The organism is Paenibacillus sp. CH40 (assembly GCF_024213605.1).
GTDB lineage: Bacteria > Bacillota > Bacilli > Paenibacillales > Paenibacillaceae > Paenibacillus > Paenibacillus polymyxa_B.
Map to the genome: position 1 here is coordinate 202,895 of NZ_JANAVQ010000003.1, position 16,334 is coordinate 219,228.

Sequence of the window (16,334 nt, forward strand, 5' to 3'; positions counted from 1 at the left end):
TACGATAACCCTGCACTTATTTTACACTGTCTACGCTAAAATCAAAACATAAACATAAAGCCGAATGCCAACAAAATGGCACCACCCACTGCTTCCCCATAATCTCCTAGATTACGGCTGACCTTGCGACCCAGCAGCAGGCCCAGCATCGCCATTGCTCCCCCGCAAAAACCAAACGCCAGAACGGATAGCACCAGATCACTCTGGAACATACCTAGTGACACTCCTACAGAAAATGAGTCAACGCTCACCCCAAGTGCAAACAGCAAAAGGCCTAAAGGCGAACGATGATCCAATACCTGTACGCCGTCCCCTTTAAAGGAATTATACACCATATGCCCGCCCAAAAGGATGAGTAGACCCCCTGCGAAGTAGGCCGTCACATGACCTAATAAAGAACTCATATAATGGCCTGTGAACATTCCCAGTAATGGCATCAGAATGTGAAAAAAGCCAATGACAGTACTGATGCGCAGCACGTCTCGCAGGCGTATCCCCTTCATGCCGATCCCTACGCCCAGTGATAACGCATCCATTCCTAGCGCTACCGCCATGATCAGAATCGTTACAACCTGCCCGGCATGGGCAGAGGCTGCCAGCATACTCCATCCCTCCATTATCCGTCTGTTCTTGTACACGTTATGCGGACAAGGGGCAAATCAGTACAAGCATGTACTGAAAGTACCCAATACCGAGACGAGGAGGGAGGAAAATTTAATATAAGAGGCTCTGATTCGACATAAGCTACAAGCGGACGATTCGGTGACCTGCCGCTTTAAGCAGGCGGTTCATGACGGCGTCTCCCAATCCCTTCGGCGGACAGGATTCCGCCAAAATGTAGGTGACGCCGTCCTCGTCGCAGCGACGCAGCACGCCGTACAGGCGCTGCGCCGCCTCATGGAGCGCGTCCAGCTTGCCTAGCGTGTAGACGCGTTCTCCGGCGTAACCGGCGGCATGCTCGTCGAACGCGAGCACTGCCGTGCGCTCTCCGCGCGCGGAAGCCTCCGCCAGCGCGGCGCGAATCCAGCCCGTCACCTCAACGGACGACGGGCCTTGTACCACGCTCAAGCGGCCTCGCGGCGCGTAGTGCGTGTACTTCATGCCTGGCGAGCGCGGCGCCGGGCTGTCCGCGTCTTCCCCGGGCGTAACAGTCAACGCCGGGTCCAGTACGACGGCGCGAGCAACCGCAGCGAGCTGCTCAGCCGTCACGCCGCCGGGGCGCAGGATGGTGACGGTTCCGTCGTCACCCGCCTGCACCACCGTGGACTCCAGCCCCACCCCCGTGGGACCTCCGTCCAAAATGCCGCCGATGCGGCCCTCCAGATCCTCTCGCACATGCTGTGCAAGGGTGGGACTGGGTCTTCCCGACCGGTTGGCGCTTGGCGCAGCCAGTGGACAACCCGCTTCAGCGATCAAACGAAGGGCTATCGGATGATCCGGCATGCGTACACCGACTGTATCCAGCCCGGCTGTCACACGCGATGACAGTGCCTGCGGCACTACCGGCAATACGAGAGTCAGCGGTCCCGGCCAGAACATATTTATCAGCGCTCGGGCCGTATCGTTTATTTCTGCTACCATACCCTCTAATTGATCAGCATCAGAAATATGTACAATGAGCGGGTTATCGGAGGGACGTCCTTTGGCAGCGAATACCGCCTCCACCGCTTTTGTACTACGAGCATCGGCCCCCAGGCCGTACACGGTCTCCGTAGGAAAGGCTACCGTCTCTCCAGCTTGGAGGAGTACGCCAGCCTCCCGTATGCCCTTTTCCGCCGCGATCCGAGTCTGTTCAGCCCAAACTTGGTCAGAAACATCCCCGTCAATGTTGCTCACAGGAACCAAACATCTTACATCCCACCATTGGGTATGGGAAGACCTCAATGCCTGCTTCAGCTCGCAATTTTCCTGTTCGTCCAGCTTTTGCTCCGATTTTTCCTTTTGCACAAAATCTCCGCGCAAGTCTTGCATTTGATTCGATTTATCACTCATATCAGATCATCCCATATCTTATTGTCATATACAGGCCAGTGATTTCGCTTGATCCTATAAGGCTACTTTGAAAGATCAGTTTATTTGGCTCTGCCATGTGTGTATCTATCGTAAGCTCCATTATAGCATATGGGGAAACTTACACTCCTCAACGTTTAGGCAAACAAGCCACTCACCCAGCTACACAGTCCCGCAAGTGCATCCCACAGAAAAAAACGTACTTCCGGCTCCTTGTCAGCGGCATTCGTCCGACTTTCTCCGTGATCCGTTTTTGCTGATACCGTTTGTGCCGCTGCTTCCCCACTGCCTGCATCAATAAAGCACAGCGGAGGAAACAGCACGCACCACCAATTTTGCCCTTTTCCTTGCCCCAGCGTAACCCGAAGCGCTTCATAATTTCCTGCTGGGTAGACCAGACCACCGTACATTTTCGTCGGGAAAGGTACGCTCGCCAGTTCCACCTGATGATCATATGCAATGCCGCGACGAGCCAGTTCCGTACCTACCAAACGGTCAATTTCAGGTAAATGAGCACCAATCAATGATCTAGCTTGATCTAAGCTTTGCGGGTTTTCCAGCTCACCCACCCAGGCATTCATCTGCTGTACAATAGCGTCCCGTATTTCGCGTTTAACCAGCTGATCCTCCGGACGATCCGAGTTGGCCAAAATACGCAGTCGAATGGAGTCATGTGGAATCACATTCAGCCCTGTTGTAGCTACTCCTGATGCTAAGGTTCCTCTTGTTCCAGTGGTCATAGCAGCATCCGTCTTTTGACCTTCCCAAGACATCATTAATATCGAAATACAAAATAGTATCATTGCAGCTTGCTTGATCCAATTTTTCATCTTCGTCTCCCCCAAACCCAAACTCTATCATGTCTATCAGTCTGTCCGGTTTGGGAGAGTCTAAACCTATGAATCTTATAAAAGATTCAGGAACACTTTACAGATTTTCTTCAATACACCCTCAAATCATGCTACACCAAGCTTCTGACCCTCACCGAGGAATATAAAAAAGCCCAGATTTCACAATCTGGACTCTTTCGTTGCACCGTTTCAACTCACACAAATGCCAATCAGATTCAAGCCAAATCCACCTGCACTAGGCTTTTTTCGCCTTCGTCAAGCTTACTCTGGAAGGCTGCGGCAGATCGTCCTCCAGCTCTTGGCCGTGCACCTTAATACTCATAACCAAGCCGATACTAGCCATGTTAATAAGCAACGAGGTACCACCATAACTTATGAACGGGAGCGTAATCCCGGTAAGCGGCATAATGCCCAGAAACGCACCAATATTCTCAAAAATCTGGTACAGCAACATGGACACAATCCCGACAATAATATACGGTCCGGCGCGATCCCGGCATTCCAGCGAAATCAGGATCATTCGGTGAATCAAAATAAAATATAACAATAGCAGCACTGAAGAGCCTACAAAGCCAAATTCCTCCGCTACGACCACAAAAATAGAATCCGCGTACGTATAAGGAACACGCCCGGACTGTACCGAGGTTCCTTGCAAAAAGCCCTTGCCCATCATCCCGCCAGAGGCTATCGCCAGCTTGGCATTTTTGGTATGATAAGACGCCTTCGCGGTTGCCTCTTCCGGTACCAACCAAGGGTCCAAACGCTCAACCCAGTGACTACGGCCAATCCCCTTCATAAAGGAATCAATCTCATCGTGAAACGAAATATAAGCCTTGATTCCGCCGCCAACAGCGACTGCAAATACGATGAATCCGATCAACGCATGGGATGCCTTCACATTACCAATCCATAGCATACCGATGACGATGACAATGTAACCGAGCGCATTACCCAAGTCATTTTGTGCCATAACCATGGCAAACGGGACAAAGCTCACCAGAGCGACTGGAAGAACATCCTGAATAAAATACAGCTTGCTCTTGCGCTTTTTGATCAGCATATAAGTCAGAAAAATGATAAGGACCAGCTTGAATACCTCAGCAGGCTGAAGATTCAAGCCACCAACTTTCAGAAAGCCCTGAGAGTTGTTAACCGTCCCGCCAAAAAATCCGAGACCCAGCAGGAATATTCCGCCCCCATATACGTAGAGGGCTTTTTTAATGAATATCCGAAAATCGACTATCGCTAAACCCAAGATCGCCACAAAACCCAATATATAATACCCGATCATCTTTTGATAGTCATTGCCGTGCTCTGCCAAGTTCGTAGGTCCCCTACCTGCGCTGTATACCGTTATGATACTAATCGCCATGAGCAAAACCAGAATAAAGATAACCGGACCGTCAATTTTTTTCAATTTCTGAAGCATGATTTCCCCCTGAGCCGTTTCTCGGTCATACTCCTCTTATTCTAAAGGAAAGACTCGCAAAAAGAAAATGCAGCACTACTCCGAGACACCTAGGACATGTCGTTCGATCCCAGCAAGGTCAGGAACGATTATAATGTTCTTCCAATGACCCGCCTGTTCCAGCAGGTCAGCCACGTCTCTGGCCTGTCCCATCCCCAATTCAAACCCGATTAGCCGGGGCGGAGCCTGAAGGAGTCCGAGCTGCTCCAGCATTGCCCGATACGGGCCGAGCCCGTCAGGACCACCATCCAACGCCATCCGCGGCTCATGGTCGCGGACCTCCGGCTGTAAGCCAGCGATGTCAGCAGCCGGGATGTACGGCGGGTTGGACACGAGAATGTCCACCGTCGTTCCCGCAAATGGCGCCAGCAGATCGCCCTCGCGGAATTCTACGGCTGCGCCGTTCGCAGCAGCGTTATGAGCCGCTACTTTTAAGGCGGCAGCCGAAATATCCCCTGCCGCCACGCGCCAGCTCGGTCGCTCAGCCGCCAGCGTCACGGCAATCGCACCGCTGCCCGCGCCGATGTCGAGCGCCTGCGGAGCGCCGCTTGGCCACAGCCGATCACCGTGCTGGAGTATCGCCTCGACGAGCAGTTCTGTCTCCGGGCGTGGGATCAGCACCGACGGCGAAACCATGAACGGGCGGCCATAGAATTCCTGCCGTCCGATAATATACTGCGCCGGTTCACCCGCAGCTTTGCGGGCTATGATCCGTTCCCACGCCTCCTTGGCGGTGGAAGGGAACGGATCACCCAGAGCGGCGTAAAACGCCGTACCTTCCAACCCGAGCACATGCTCCAGCAGCAAACGGGCATTATGCTGCGGCTCCAGAACGCCACAGCTTCCTAAAAAAGAAGAAGCCTCAACTAAGGCTTCTCTGACACTCATGTTCCGTTCCGGCGACATCCGATACACACAATCGCGTTCGTTTCCCAAAACTTAAACCTCTTGTTCCATCAAATCAGCCTGCTCTGCAATCGTGAGCGCCGATACGATTTCTTCGATCTCCCCGTTCATCACCTGGTCCAACTTATGCATAGTTAGGCCAATACGATGATCCGTTACACGGCTTTGCGGGAAATTGTAGGTACGTATACGCTCACTGCGGTCTCCAGTACCTACTTTGCTCTTACGCTCGCCTGCATATTTGGCTTCCTCTTCCTGACGCAACATATCCGAAATACGGGCACGCAAAACTTGCAGCGCCTTCTCCTTATTGGAGTTCTGGGATTTTCCGTCCTGACAGGTTGCCATAATACCTGTTGGCATATGCGTTACACGCACCGCCGACTTGGTCGTATTAACGGACTGTCCGCCCGCACCACTGGAACAGAACGTATCCACGCGAATATCCTTATCGGAAATTTCAATATCCACTTCTTCGGCCTCAGGCATAACGGATACTGTAGATGTCGACGTATGAATACGCCCACCTGATTCCGTCGTCGGAATCCGCTGTACGCGGTGTGCGCCGCTTTCGAATTTCATCTTGCTGTATGCACCACGACCGTTAATCATGAAAATAACCTCTTTAAAGCCCCCGAGATCATTCATGTTCGCGTCCATCAGCTCTACACGCCAGCCTTGAGTATCGGCATAACGAGTATACATCCGATACAAGTCAGCTGCGAACAGTGCCGCTTCGTCACCACCTGCTGCACCACGAATCTCAATAATAACGTTCTTATCATCATTCGGGTCCTTTGGCAGCAGCAAAATACGGATTTTTTCATCCAGCTCCCGCTTGCGAACACTCAGTTCTTCAATCTCCATTTTGACCATTTCACGCATCTCGTCGTCCAGCTTTTCACCCTGCATGGTTTTTGCAGCTTCCAGCTCTTCAACGACATTTTTATATTCGGTATATGCTTCATAAGCAGGCTGTAAATCAGACTGTTCTTTGGAATAATCTCTAAGTTTTTTGCTATCGTTCGCTACATCCGGATCGCAGAGCAGTTCGCTCAGTTTATCGTAGCGGTCCGCCAATGATTGCAATCGGTCCAACAAGCGATTCACCTCTTCAGTTAAATTAATATGAAACCAGCTTCAATTTCACTGGCTACAGCTCTTTATTATACCAACTAATTCATGAATTAGCTACAAGAAATACTGACTAATTTAGGATTTTGCAAAAATCCACACAACATGCAAAACAATAAAAAAAGTCGCCGCCCTAATATAGGCAGCGACCACGTAATCTAGCACCTTTCAGAACACACATACATGAAGTCATCGTCTTTTATATATCCGAATCAGGTATTGTATTCTGGAAATTATATATTAAACATTAAAACGGAAATGCATAACGTCTCCGTCCTGCACTACATATTCCTTACCTTCCAGACGAAGCTGACCACGTTCCTTAGCCCCGTTCATCGAACCAGCAGCGACCAAATCGTTGTAGGATACAACCTCGGCACGAATAAACCCGCGTTCAAAATCCGTATGAATTACGCCCGCAGCACCCGGTGCCTTCGTTCCTTTGTGAATCGTCCAAGCGCGTACTTCCTGCACACCTGCTGTGAAATACGTATACAGGCCCAGCAAGCGATAAGCTGCTTTAATCAGACGGTTCAATCCAGATTCAGCTAATCCCAGCTCCTCGAGGAACATCGCCTTGTCTTCGCCTTCCAGTTCAGCGATTTCAGATTCTACCTTGGCGCTGATCGGCACCACTTCTGCATTTTCCGCCACGGCAAAATCGCGTACCTTTTGCACATATGGATTGCTGTCCGCTTCCGTTACGCCATCTTCGCTAACATTAGCTGCGTAGAGTACAGGCTTCATCGTAAGCAAATGAAGATCGCGTACAATCAACCGTTCTTCATCCGACAACTCTAAGCTACGCGCAGGTTTATCAGCATACAGCGATTCCTTGATCCGCTCCAACACTTCTACCTCTTGGGTGTACTGCTTGTTGCCACCCTTCATGTTTTTGCGGGAACGTTCAATACGCTTGTCTACACTTTCGATATCCGCCAGAATCAGTTCCAAATTAATGGTCTGAATGTCGCTGATCGGGTCAATTTTGCCGTCCACATGGGTAATGTTCTCATCTTCAAAGCAACGTACCACATGTACAATCGCATCCACTTCACGAATATGAGCCAAAAACTTGTTACCCAGACCCTCGCCCTTGCTCGCACCGCGCACAAGTCCTGCAATATCAACAAATTCAAATGCCGTTGGCACCGTTTTATTCGGCACAACCAGTTCGGTCAGCTTATCCAGCCGCTCGTCTGGTACTTCAACGACGCCTACATTGGGGTCAATCGTACAAAATGGATAGTTTGCGGATTCCGCACCCGCCTGCGTTATTGCGTTAAAAAGTGTTGATTTGCCCACGTTCGGCAAGCCCACAATCCCCGCTTTTAAAGCCATAATCAGAACAACTCCCGTTTATATAAAATATGCGTTATGCCATCCGTTAGTTTACCAACCCACATTATATATGAGAACCTATACACGCGGCAAGCATACGGTTATGAAATTCAGGATATTGCTATATCCCTATTTAGATTTCTTTGCTCATCTGGATATCTGTAATCCGATAGCCCGACTTGCGATATACATGCAAAGCTCGCTCATTATGCCCAAATACATGCAAACCGATGCGTACAGCTCCCAGCCTGCGAGCCTCCTGTTCCAAAGCCTCCATCGCCAGCGTGCCTAGACCCCTCCCCTGGTATGAATCGTATACAAGAATATCCAGTAGAAAAGCTTCTTTTCCTTGCACGCCGTCCGTAATATTGAACCAGATGTAGCCAGCTTCCTCCTGACTCTGCCCCCCGGCATCGGAAAACATCAACATATACAGGTGAGCATGAGGTGTGTCTAGTCTCTGTGGCAGGTATCGAGCAAAACTTTCTGCCGCACGTTCTGGTGCTTCTTCTACCGTCCATGTACCTGCTTGGATTTTCTCATCCGCATAGTCGGCAAGCGAGCGTTGTTCAAATCGATCATATTGCTCTGCATTCATCGGAACCAATGTAATAAGTCCGCTCATCCGTTTACCTTCTTTCTTAGTCGAGTCGTATCTTTGAGTCCTTCTATTCCATCTACCCCAATACCAAACATAACCGTGCGGAGTTCCAGTTCGACCTGCTCCAAACGTGCCTCCAGCGCTTCCCTAGAGGCAACCGCAGAACCGAGCAAAGAACGCCCGAAGCCTGCCATGTCAGCTCCCAAAGCAAGCGCCTTCGCTGCATCGACACCGTCCCTCAGTCCACCGCTGCCGATCAGAGCACCATGTGGCTGAGCGGCTCTGACTTCCACGATACAATCAGCGGTCGAGTTGCCCCAATCCGCAAATGCCTCCGCCGCCGCGCGACGCACAGGATCAGGATTGCGAAATTTCTCCACTTGGCTCCAGCTTGTCCCGCCTGCGCCAGCGACATCTATAAAGGCTGCACCCGCATCATACAGTCTCGATGCCGTCTCGCCATCTATGCCCCAACCTACTTCCTTCACTCCTACAGGCACTGAAAGCTGACGACACAACTCCTCAATGCGCTGAAGCAAACCACTAAAATCCAAATTCCCTTCAGGTTGAAAAATCTCCTGCAATCCGTTCAAATGCAGCACCAACATATCTGCTCCGGCAATTTCCACTGCACGGCGACAATCGTCCACGCCAAATCCGTAGTTCAGCTGCACCGCACCCAGATTGGCAAGGATCGGGATACTGGGTGCCAGACGGCGAACCGCAAAGGTTGAAGCCAGTTCCTCCCTTTCCACCGCAGCCCGTACCGAACCGACCCCCAATGCCCAGCCGCGTCTCTCCGCTGTCTCTGCTAGTCGCTCATTAATCGCTCCTGTCTCGGCGCTACCGCCTGTCATGGAGCTAATAAGCAGCGGTGTTCGTACAGCTCGTCCTAAAAAAGTAGTATCCAGACGAACCTCGTCAAAATGCAACTCCGGCAGAGCGCAGTGCTTAAAGGCATATCGCTCCAGCCCACTGGTGATGCCATGTCCGGCTACATCTTCTTGCAAACAAAGGCGGACGTGCTCAATCTTCCGTTCGCCTGTCCTCGCGGCAGGCAACAAAGAGCCGGATCTATTAAAACCGTCAGGTGCTCCTTTTTCATTTTCTGTACTACTCATCTATGTTCCACCTCATCCAAAGTCACTCTGTTTATTGTATCAAGTTCAAGAAGCACAAATAAGACCGTTCCCGAACACGGTAACCGATCTATTTATCGTCTCTTATATTCAATACCGTAGCCCTTAAAGTGGCTGTTTTAAGATACTTTCATTGTATCATGGATGGAAAAATATATACACGATCGTGAACATTTTTTCTTACCCATGGCCATGTTCAAATTTTGCAATAAACCAGTTATTTCGGAAACTCTACAGAAAAGCCGCTCCTAATGGAGCTGCCGCTTTTCTGCAAAATGCCTATTCGAAAGGACGATCCCTATCCCAGCAAGATAAAGGTCATACAATCTCCTTCATCCCTTCATCGAATCAGGTACAGATGAAATGCTTTCTGCTTGTTCCTTCGTACGCCCATGCCCAAATTTGAATACCAGAATACCACCAATAATGACCAATACTCCGATCAACTTGTTAAAGGTAAACGGAATCTTTTCTAATCCCAGCCATCCTAACGAATCCCACAACAGGGCCGTACCTAATTGCGCCGTCAATACTATGGAGATCGCATAGGTCGGGCCAAGTCGCTTCATTCCTTGCACCAGACAGAACACAACACCGACACCAATCATGCCACTGAACCAGTACCACGGCTGCATATGCTGTAAAGTAAATGTATTTTTCCCTTCAAAAATAAGACTTCCGAGTAAGGAAGCCACGAACCCTGTTCCCAGCACCAATGTTGTTGTAGCCCACGATCCTGTCCGTTCATTCACCTTATTATTGAATATCGTTTGCAAACTGACCAAGGCACCTGCGATAATCGCCAATACAATTCCTAATAACATATGTTAACTCTCCCTTGATGATCCTTGATATTCTTCTGCTTTTATAAAAGCCCATATTACAATGATTCATAAATATTATGTCCTGCCAGTTCGCTCAAACCTTTTCTGTCTCTAATGACAATGTAGCCTTTTGTCCGTTCAACCCATCCATCTTCAATCATTTTGCGAATAACACGGTTGAGATGTCTATAGCTGGTTCCGATCAAATTCGCCACATCTACCAGACTGGATGCACGTAATTCCTCATGAAAAGCCGTATTCGATTCGTCAAAAGAAACCGATAGCAGGTAGCTCGCCAGCCTGACTTCCACCGGATACATGAGATTGAAACTGGAAAAGTCGGAGTCCAGGCAAAACTTTCGCGTGACAATATCCAATAGAAATTGCAGCAAAGGAGCATAGTCTCTGCCGTATTTGTTCATCCATTGGTGGTGAATACCGATCACATAGATCGGAGACACTGCCTCTACTGTGTTGATGACGTGACTACTCCGAATATATTCAACATCTCCTATAACCTCGATCGGTGTTTTGAAGCAAAGGATCAGGGTTTTCCCTTCGGTAGAGCTGGTATAAATCTTGACCTTGCCCTGCACCAGTATATATAGATGCTCGATGGGGTCCCCCTGTAAACAGAGCTTTTCCCCTTGCTCCAAACGATGCAACGACAAATAAGGATGTAGTGGCTCGTAGAGTATGGATTCCAACTCATGCAGCTGCAAAAAATATTTTAGCTGCTCTTGATCCTGAATTTCTCTCATTCCTAAGCTCACCTTCAATCTCTACATTCTAAGCTTTCTTTACAAGTTAAATTTCTATTTTAAAGCTTCAGAATAATTACACCCGCGATCATCATACCAATACCTATAAATTGTGGCAGCTTCATCTTTTGCTTCACTATACCGAACCATCCCTTAATATCTACCAGGAAGGTTAAACATAACTGCGCAATCAACAACGCCGAGATCGTGAACGTAACCCCAATATGTTGGATTGCCGTGACTTCACTAAATATAATAATTGCTGCAAAGGCACCGCCCCAAAGATACATCGGCTTCACCTGTTTCAGTTCAGCCACATTGCCATCCCTTGTAAACATCCAGACTAATGCTGCCAAAATAAAGCCTATTAGCTGAGTAACAGTGGCCGCCTGCCATGTACCGATATCCTGACTAATCCGTGTATTCGCTACCCCCTGTAGCGTAATACACGCTCCTCCCAGAAAAGCAAACAAGATTCCTCTCATAAATCGTTATTCTCCCCATGTAAATGACTTTTCTATATATTAAATTATAGGGCAGACTTTCTATAAAGGACATATGTCCTCAACGAATAGTAAACCATCTTACATTTCATTCTATTTAGTATCCGCGTCAATCCTGTACACTTGCGTTAATAACTTGACAGTATCCCATCATAAAACTGCATGTTCCGGCACGATAAAATGGAATGCAGCATTCAATTGAGGAGTTGATCGTCATATGACTACACGTGATCCGCTGCATTCTGTGCCGGAATATCAAAGAAGAACTGAGAAAAAGGGTCGGGCTTTTAAAATCGCCATTCTGGTACTTATCCTCTGGCTGATTACCGTCATGCTGTATCAGACCCATAAACCCTTGCCTCCGTTCGTCTCTTATGAGAGTCAGGAGTATTCGACCCATGAGGTAAACTTCTGGACAGATTTGACCTATCCCACCGGGGATGGAAGCACTGCACAGCATGAAGGTCAAATTTTGAATCGTATGCTCGGGATCATTGATGAAGCTGAGCAATTTATTGTCATCGACCTATTTCTGTTCAATGACTATAAGCATAAAGGTCAGCACTTCCCCCAAGTCAGCGCACAAATGACCGATCATCTTATTGCCAAAAAGAAAGCTCATCCGGATATGCCTATCTTTTTCATTACAGATGAAGTCAATACCAACTACAATTCTGCCCCCAATCCTTTGTTGGAGAATATGAAGCGAGCAGGGATTCAAGTCGTGCAGACCGATGTAGACCCGTTGCGGGACTCCACCCCCATCTATTCGGCAGTGTGGCGTACCTTTTTCCAATGGTTCGGGCAGCAGGGCACAGGTTGGATTCCCAACCTGATGGCCAGTGACGGACCTGATGTTACGGCTCGCTCCTATCTTAAGCTGTTGAACGTCAAGGCCAATCACCGAAAATTGGTTGCCAACGAACAGACAGCGCTCATTTCTACAGGCAACGTGCACGACGCGAGCGCCTATCACTCCAATGTAGCGCTGGAGGTGAAGGGGCCTATCATCGGAGACATTTTACAAACAGAGCAGGCGGTGTTGGACTTTTCGGGCGGTGGACAGCTTCCTGCCTATACACCAAAGGCCGAACCCAAAGTTCCATCGAGTAAGGACAGCTATCGGATCAAATATCTAACTGAGGGCAAGGTGTACACCTCAGTTCTGGATGGCATTGCGCAGACGAAGAAAGGTGACAGCATTCATATGGGCATGTTTTATTTGGCTGACCGCAAAGTATTGAACAGCCTGCTGGATGCCTCTGCGCTCGGTGTAAACATCCAATTGCTGCTGGACCCCAATGAAAACGCGTTTGGTCAGGAAAAAATCGGCATCCCCAATCGTCCGGTTGCCCAGGAGTTGTCCGATAAATCGGGCGGGAACATTCAAATTCGCTGGTATCATACCACCCATGAGCAGTTCCATACCAAACTGATTTATATCGCCAAGGCGCAAGGAGAGCATATCATTTGGGGTGGCTCTACCAATCTGACCCCCCGTAATCTGGATGATTTGAATCTGGAAAATGAATTGTGGGTGGCCGCTCCGGCGGACAGCAAGCTGACCCGACAGGTTGCGGCCTATTTTGATAAGCTATGGAATAATCAGGGGGCTGAATACAGTTTGGATCTAGCAGCTTACGAGGATCATTCAACATTTTGGAAAGATATTATATACCGTCTACAGGATATTTTAGGCTTTACTACATTTTAACTACGGGATACCGCTGTAGTGAATTCGTTTATGCTTACAGCAGCGGTGAAAGCAGCCGCGCGAGCGATTCCATCAAACGTTTGAACAGACGTTTTTTCATGAATTCTTCGCGTACGATCAGACTGGCAGAGTGCAAATCTCGTTCGTAGTCTGTTACCATCTGCTGCACACTGTGCGTTTGAATTAACAGGGCGTTAACTTCAAAATTTAAATGAAAGCTACGCATATCCATATTGGCTGTCCCGATCGTCGCAACTTCCCCGTCAATGATGAGGAGCTTGGAGTGGAGGAACCCCTTTTCATATTCATATACCTTGACTCCAACCTCCAGTAACGACTGGAAGTACGAATGAGACGCGAGAAACGGTAGCCATTTATCCGGTTTTGCGGGAAACAGAATACGCACGTCCAACCCGGACAAGGCAGCCATCCGTAAGGCAGTCAGGATATCTTCATCCGGGATAAAATAAGGAGTGGCAATCCAGACTGATTTTCGGGCGGACGTGATCATGGAGAAAAAGAGATTTTTGAGCACTCTCCGCTCATTATCCGGGCCACTGGCAATAATCTGCACGCCTCCGTCCGTAATTGGTTCAATATTGGGAGACAGATATTCGCTATCGAGCACCGACTCACCCGTCATGTGAAGCCAATCTTGTAGAAATATAAGCTGCAACGTCCGTACAGCTTCGCCCTTCACAATCATATGCGTATCACGCCAAAAGCCATAGGCTTTGTTGCGGCTGAGATACTCATCTCCCACATTTAGACCGCCAATTAATCCGATATTACCGTCGATGACTACAATTTTACGGTGATTACGATAGTTTACCCGGCTGGAGAAGAACAAGATCCGAGCGCCGCCGTACGCAACAACCTCTACTCCTGCATCTCTCATTTCCTTCAAAAATGACTTCGACAACTGAATACTGCCCACCGCATCGTACATAAACCGAACCTTAACACCCGCTTTAGCCTTTTCGATCAGAATTTTTTGAATGCTGGTACCGATATCATCCGACCGGAAAATGTAATATTCCATATGGATATGATGCTGCGCCTTGCGCAGTTCTTCCAGCAAAGTGGAGAAGGTTTCATCTCCATTGTTCAGAATTTGAGTTTCTGTCGCAAAATAAATCGGGGAGCGGGCCAGTCTGCGGGCCAAACGCATTAACTGCTGCTGCTCACCTGTAAAGCAGGTCAGATCTCGTTTGACTCGCAAAGCATCCTTTTCTATGCGGTCGTAAGCCTGTTGGTCACGTAATGCCTTTTTATCATACTTGCGACGCTTGAATACATTTTGCCCAAACAGAAAATAAAGAGGAAGTCCAACGACTGGCAGCAATGCCAGCAGCAAAATCCAGGACATCGTAGTGGAGGGATTACGATTCTCCGTAAAAATAATCAGACTGATGGAGATCACTGTCAGGGTGGAAAAAATACTGATGACAGTTCCTTCATTTTTGCCGATGTAATTAAACAAGCCAAAATAATAAATAATAAACACCATAGCCGCGATCAATACGGCCAGTAAGCTTCGCCTCATAACTAACCTCACTTCCAGTGGACTGCATTTGACAAGTATTCTTCATTATATTGTACATGAGCCCCTTATTTCTTCCCACTTATTTATTAAAATGTTGATAAAAAAAATCCAAAGAAAAGCTTTATACAAAACGCAATGATGCTGGGTTGACACTTACTTTTTTTCGTGCAAGAATAAACTAACGAACGTTAGGTAGGTGACAATAATGGGGATGGAAGAGATTCGAAAGGCCGCTCTTTTTCAATTTGCCACCAATGGGTATGAGGGAGCCTCCTTGAGCAGTATTGCCGCTGAGGTCGGTATCCGAAAACCGTCTATATACGCGCATTTCCAAGGCAAGGAGGATCTGTTTCTACAGGTGGCTAGGTACGCTTTTCAAGAGCAGAATCTACGTATTTTCGAATACTTTACGGAACGTAAAGATCAGCCGCTTAAGCATACCCTGCATGACTTCTTGTTTTGGATGGGACAGGAATATGAGAGCAACGACTCAGCCAAGTTTATGCTTCGCTTTTCCTTCTTTCCGCCTGTATCGTTGTATCACGAGGTGCTGAATATTGTTAATCCTTTTCTGGATAAAATGGAGCGAAAATTAACTCGCCGCCTCCGGAATACACGGGATCGGGAACCCTTTGGGCATATGGAGCCAGTGGATGTGGCTTTGGCTTACATGACCCTGGTGGACGGGGTCATGGTGGAGCTCCTATACAGTGGAAGCATCAACTACCACCGAAGGCTGAACGCTGCATGGCCTATTTTTTGGCGTGGGATTACGTTAGCCTCACCTCATGAAGCGTGAAGCCGTCGAACTTATAAAATTTATTTTTAAGGAGAACATTCATCATGAATCGCAGTTGGATTTACGTTTTTGTTGGAGGCCTGATTGAGGTGGTATGGGTATCGGGTTTGAAGCATGCGGACTCTATACTCGCCTGGACTGTAACGGTGCTGGCCGTGGTGGCCAGCTTTTATTTAATCATGAAGGCTGCGAACCGACTGCCTGTAGGCACAGTGTATGCTGTATTCACCGGACTAGGGACAGGGGGAACAGTCGTAGGCGAAATGCTGCTATTCGGAGAACCGTTTCAATGGTCCAAAACACTATTAATCGCCCTTTTGCTGGCAGGTGTGGTCGGTCTGAAGTTAGTTACCGACCGTGATGTTCAGGAAGGGAGTGGCGCATAATGGCTTGGATTGCACTGGTTATCGCGGGGTGCTCGGAAGTGTTAGGAATCATCGGTATGAAGGGAGTTACGGTGGGCAAAGGCTGGAAGTCCTTAGTGCTTATGGTCCTATCCTTTGTTCTTAGCTTCTCTCTACTCAGCTATGCCATGAAAAGTTTGCCTATGGGCACCTCCTATGCGGTATGGACAGGCATCGGAACGGTTGGCAGCACAATTACAGGCATGTTCTTGTACGGTGAACAAAAAAGCGTACTGCGCGTTTTATTCATCGCCATGATTCTTGCCGCAGCATTGGGATTAAAGCTAATATCTTAGCATGAGCGAATGGCATCAAATATTGCGAATTGCTGAT

At 48.5% G+C, this 16,334-nt stretch carries 17 protein-coding genes; 4 read left to right on the plus strand and 13 right to left on the minus strand.

Annotated features, from left to right (window positions below; translation table 11 throughout):
• Positions 1-41 precede the first annotated feature (41 nt).
• From NLX73_RS10860 to NLX73_RS10915, 12 genes are all read right to left on the minus strand, one after another.
• Positions 42-602, minus strand: coding sequence for a manganese efflux pump MntP (locus tag NLX73_RS10860; protein WP_023990719.1), 561 nt, complete (start codon positions 600-602; stop codon positions 42-44).
• A 142-nt stretch (positions 603-744) separates the two neighbouring features.
• Positions 745-1,992: an L-threonylcarbamoyladenylate synthase gene (locus NLX73_RS10865; RefSeq protein WP_254326148.1), complete on the minus strand. Its 1,248-nt coding sequence runs from the start codon at positions 1,990-1,992 to the stop codon at positions 745-747.
• 155 nt (positions 1,993-2,147) lie between these two features.
• Complete coding sequence (spoIIR, locus tag NLX73_RS10870) at positions 2,148-2,840, minus strand: stage II sporulation protein R (protein WP_254326149.1); 693 nt, start codon at positions 2,838-2,840, stop codon at positions 2,148-2,150.
• A gap of 256 nt (positions 2,841-3,096) precedes the next feature.
• The gene (locus NLX73_RS10875; protein ID WP_165177755.1) at positions 3,097-4,290 is read right to left on the minus strand and encodes an FtsW/RodA/SpoVE family cell cycle protein; all 1,194 of its coding nucleotides are present in this window, start codon (positions 4,288-4,290) and stop codon (positions 3,097-3,099) included.
• 75 nt (positions 4,291-4,365) lie between these two features.
• On the minus strand, positions 4,366-5,265 hold the full coding sequence (gene prmC / locus NLX73_RS10880) for a peptide chain release factor N(5)-glutamine methyltransferase (protein ID WP_254326150.1): 900 nt from the start codon (positions 5,263-5,265) through the stop codon (positions 4,366-4,368).
• Positions 5,266-5,268: 3 nt separating this feature from the next.
• The gene (gene prfA / locus NLX73_RS10885) at positions 5,269-6,336 is read right to left on the minus strand and encodes a peptide chain release factor 1 (RefSeq protein WP_013312344.1); all 1,068 of its coding nucleotides are present in this window, start codon (positions 6,334-6,336) and stop codon (positions 5,269-5,271) included.
• A gap of 273 nt (positions 6,337-6,609) precedes the next feature.
• A complete protein-coding gene (ychF, locus tag NLX73_RS10890) occupies positions 6,610-7,710 on the minus strand; it encodes a redox-regulated ATPase YchF (RefSeq protein WP_039271572.1) in 1,101 nt (366 codons plus the stop codon).
• A 133-nt stretch (positions 7,711-7,843) separates the two neighbouring features.
• Positions 7,844-8,335: a GNAT family N-acetyltransferase gene (locus NLX73_RS10895; protein ID WP_039271574.1), complete on the minus strand. Its 492-nt coding sequence runs from the start codon at positions 8,333-8,335 to the stop codon at positions 7,844-7,846.
• On the minus strand, positions 8,332-9,432 hold the full coding sequence (gene fni, locus NLX73_RS10900; RefSeq protein WP_254326151.1) for a type 2 isopentenyl-diphosphate Delta-isomerase: 1,101 nt from the start codon (positions 9,430-9,432) through the stop codon (positions 8,332-8,334). The genes NLX73_RS10895 and fni overlap by 4 nt, the downstream gene beginning before the upstream one ends.
• A gap of 350 nt (positions 9,433-9,782) precedes the next feature.
• On the minus strand, positions 9,783-10,274 hold the full coding sequence (locus NLX73_RS10905; protein WP_039271577.1) for a DMT family transporter: 492 nt from the start codon (positions 10,272-10,274) through the stop codon (positions 9,783-9,785).
• Positions 10,275-10,330: 56 nt separating this feature from the next.
• Positions 10,331-11,035, minus strand: coding sequence for a Crp/Fnr family transcriptional regulator (locus tag NLX73_RS10910; RefSeq protein WP_165177763.1), 705 nt, complete (start codon positions 11,033-11,035; stop codon positions 10,331-10,333).
• A gap of 59 nt (positions 11,036-11,094) precedes the next feature.
• Positions 11,095-11,520, minus strand: coding sequence for a DMT family transporter (locus NLX73_RS10915; RefSeq protein WP_039271579.1), 426 nt, complete (start codon positions 11,518-11,520; stop codon positions 11,095-11,097).
• Between the two features lie 235 nt (positions 11,521-11,755).
• Between NLX73_RS10915 and NLX73_RS10920 the strand changes: the two genes are divergently transcribed.
• Positions 11,756-13,252 (plus strand): phospholipase D family protein, encoded by a 1,497-nt coding sequence (locus tag NLX73_RS10920; protein WP_254326152.1) that lies wholly within the window; start codon positions 11,756-11,758, stop codon positions 13,250-13,252.
• A 34-nt stretch (positions 13,253-13,286) separates the two neighbouring features.
• On the opposite strand, the gene cls is transcribed toward NLX73_RS10920, so the two are convergent.
• Positions 13,287-14,798 carry a cardiolipin synthase gene (cls, locus tag NLX73_RS10925; protein ID WP_039271582.1) on the minus strand — a complete coding sequence of 504 codons (1,512 nt, stop codon included), beginning with the start codon at positions 14,796-14,798 and terminating at the stop codon, positions 13,287-13,289.
• 205 nt (positions 14,799-15,003) lie between these two features.
• On the opposite strand from cls, the gene NLX73_RS10930 reads away from it, so the two are divergent.
• Genes NLX73_RS10930 through NLX73_RS10940 form a run of 3 tightly spaced genes read left to right on the plus strand, consistent with a single transcriptional unit; the run spans position 15,004 to position 16,297 of the window.
• Entirely contained in the window at positions 15,004-15,597 is a 594-nt protein-coding gene (locus tag NLX73_RS10930) for a TetR/AcrR family transcriptional regulator (RefSeq protein WP_367997098.1), read from the plus strand.
• 44 nt (positions 15,598-15,641) lie between these two features.
• Positions 15,642-15,983 (plus strand): DMT family transporter, encoded by a 342-nt coding sequence (locus NLX73_RS10935; RefSeq protein ID WP_254326154.1) that lies wholly within the window; start codon positions 15,642-15,644, stop codon positions 15,981-15,983.
• Entirely contained in the window at positions 15,983-16,297 is a 315-nt protein-coding gene (locus NLX73_RS10940; protein WP_254326155.1) for a DMT family transporter, read from the plus strand. Before NLX73_RS10935 ends, NLX73_RS10940 begins: the two co-directional genes overlap by 1 nt.
• Positions 16,298-16,334: the final 37 nt, after the last annotated feature.

Excerpts from the sequence above, each read along its gene's own strand:
- NLX73_RS10860 (WP_023990719.1), bottom strand. The coding sequence starts at position 602 with ATGCTGGCAGCCTCTGCCCATGCCGGGCAGGTTGTAACGATTCTGATC.
- NLX73_RS10865 (WP_254326148.1), bottom strand. The coding sequence starts at position 1,992 with ATGAGTGATAAATCGAATCAAATGCAAGACTTGCGCGGAGATTTTGTG.
- spoIIR (WP_254326149.1), bottom strand. The coding sequence starts at position 2,840 with ATGAAAAATTGGATCAAGCAAGCTGCAATGATACTATTTTGTATTTCG.
- NLX73_RS10875 (WP_165177755.1), bottom strand. The coding sequence starts at position 4,290 with ATGCTTCAGAAATTGAAAAAAATTGACGGTCCGGTTATCTTTATTCTG.
- ychF (WP_039271572.1), bottom strand. The coding sequence starts at position 7,710 with ATGGCTTTAAAAGCGGGGATTGTGGGCTTGCCGAACGTGGGCAAATCA.
- NLX73_RS10895 (WP_039271574.1), bottom strand. The coding sequence starts at position 8,335 with ATGAGCGGACTTATTACATTGGTTCCGATGAATGCAGAGCAATATGAT.
- fni (WP_254326151.1), bottom strand. The coding sequence starts at position 9,432 with ATGAGTAGTACAGAAAATGAAAAAGGAGCACCTGACGGTTTTAATAGA.
- NLX73_RS10905 (WP_039271577.1), bottom strand. The coding sequence starts at position 10,274 with ATGTTATTAGGAATTGTATTGGCGATTATCGCAGGTGCCTTGGTCAGT.
- NLX73_RS10910 (WP_165177763.1), bottom strand. The coding sequence starts at position 11,035 with ATGAGAGAAATTCAGGATCAAGAGCAGCTAAAATATTTTTTGCAGCTG.
- NLX73_RS10915 (WP_039271579.1), bottom strand. The coding sequence starts at position 11,520 with ATGAGAGGAATCTTGTTTGCTTTTCTGGGAGGAGCGTGTATTACGCTA.
- NLX73_RS10920 (WP_254326152.1), top strand. The coding sequence starts at position 11,756 with ATGACTACACGTGATCCGCTGCATTCTGTGCCGGAATATCAAAGAAGA.
- cls (WP_039271582.1), bottom strand. The coding sequence starts at position 14,798 with ATGAGGCGAAGCTTACTGGCCGTATTGATCGCGGCTATGGTGTTTATT.
- NLX73_RS10930 (WP_367997098.1), top strand. The coding sequence starts at position 15,004 with ATGGGGATGGAAGAGATTCGAAAGGCCGCTCTTTTTCAATTTGCCACC.
- NLX73_RS10935 (WP_254326154.1), top strand. The coding sequence starts at position 15,642 with ATGAATCGCAGTTGGATTTACGTTTTTGTTGGAGGCCTGATTGAGGTG.
- NLX73_RS10940 (WP_254326155.1), top strand. The coding sequence starts at position 15,983 with ATGGCTTGGATTGCACTGGTTATCGCGGGGTGCTCGGAAGTGTTAGGA.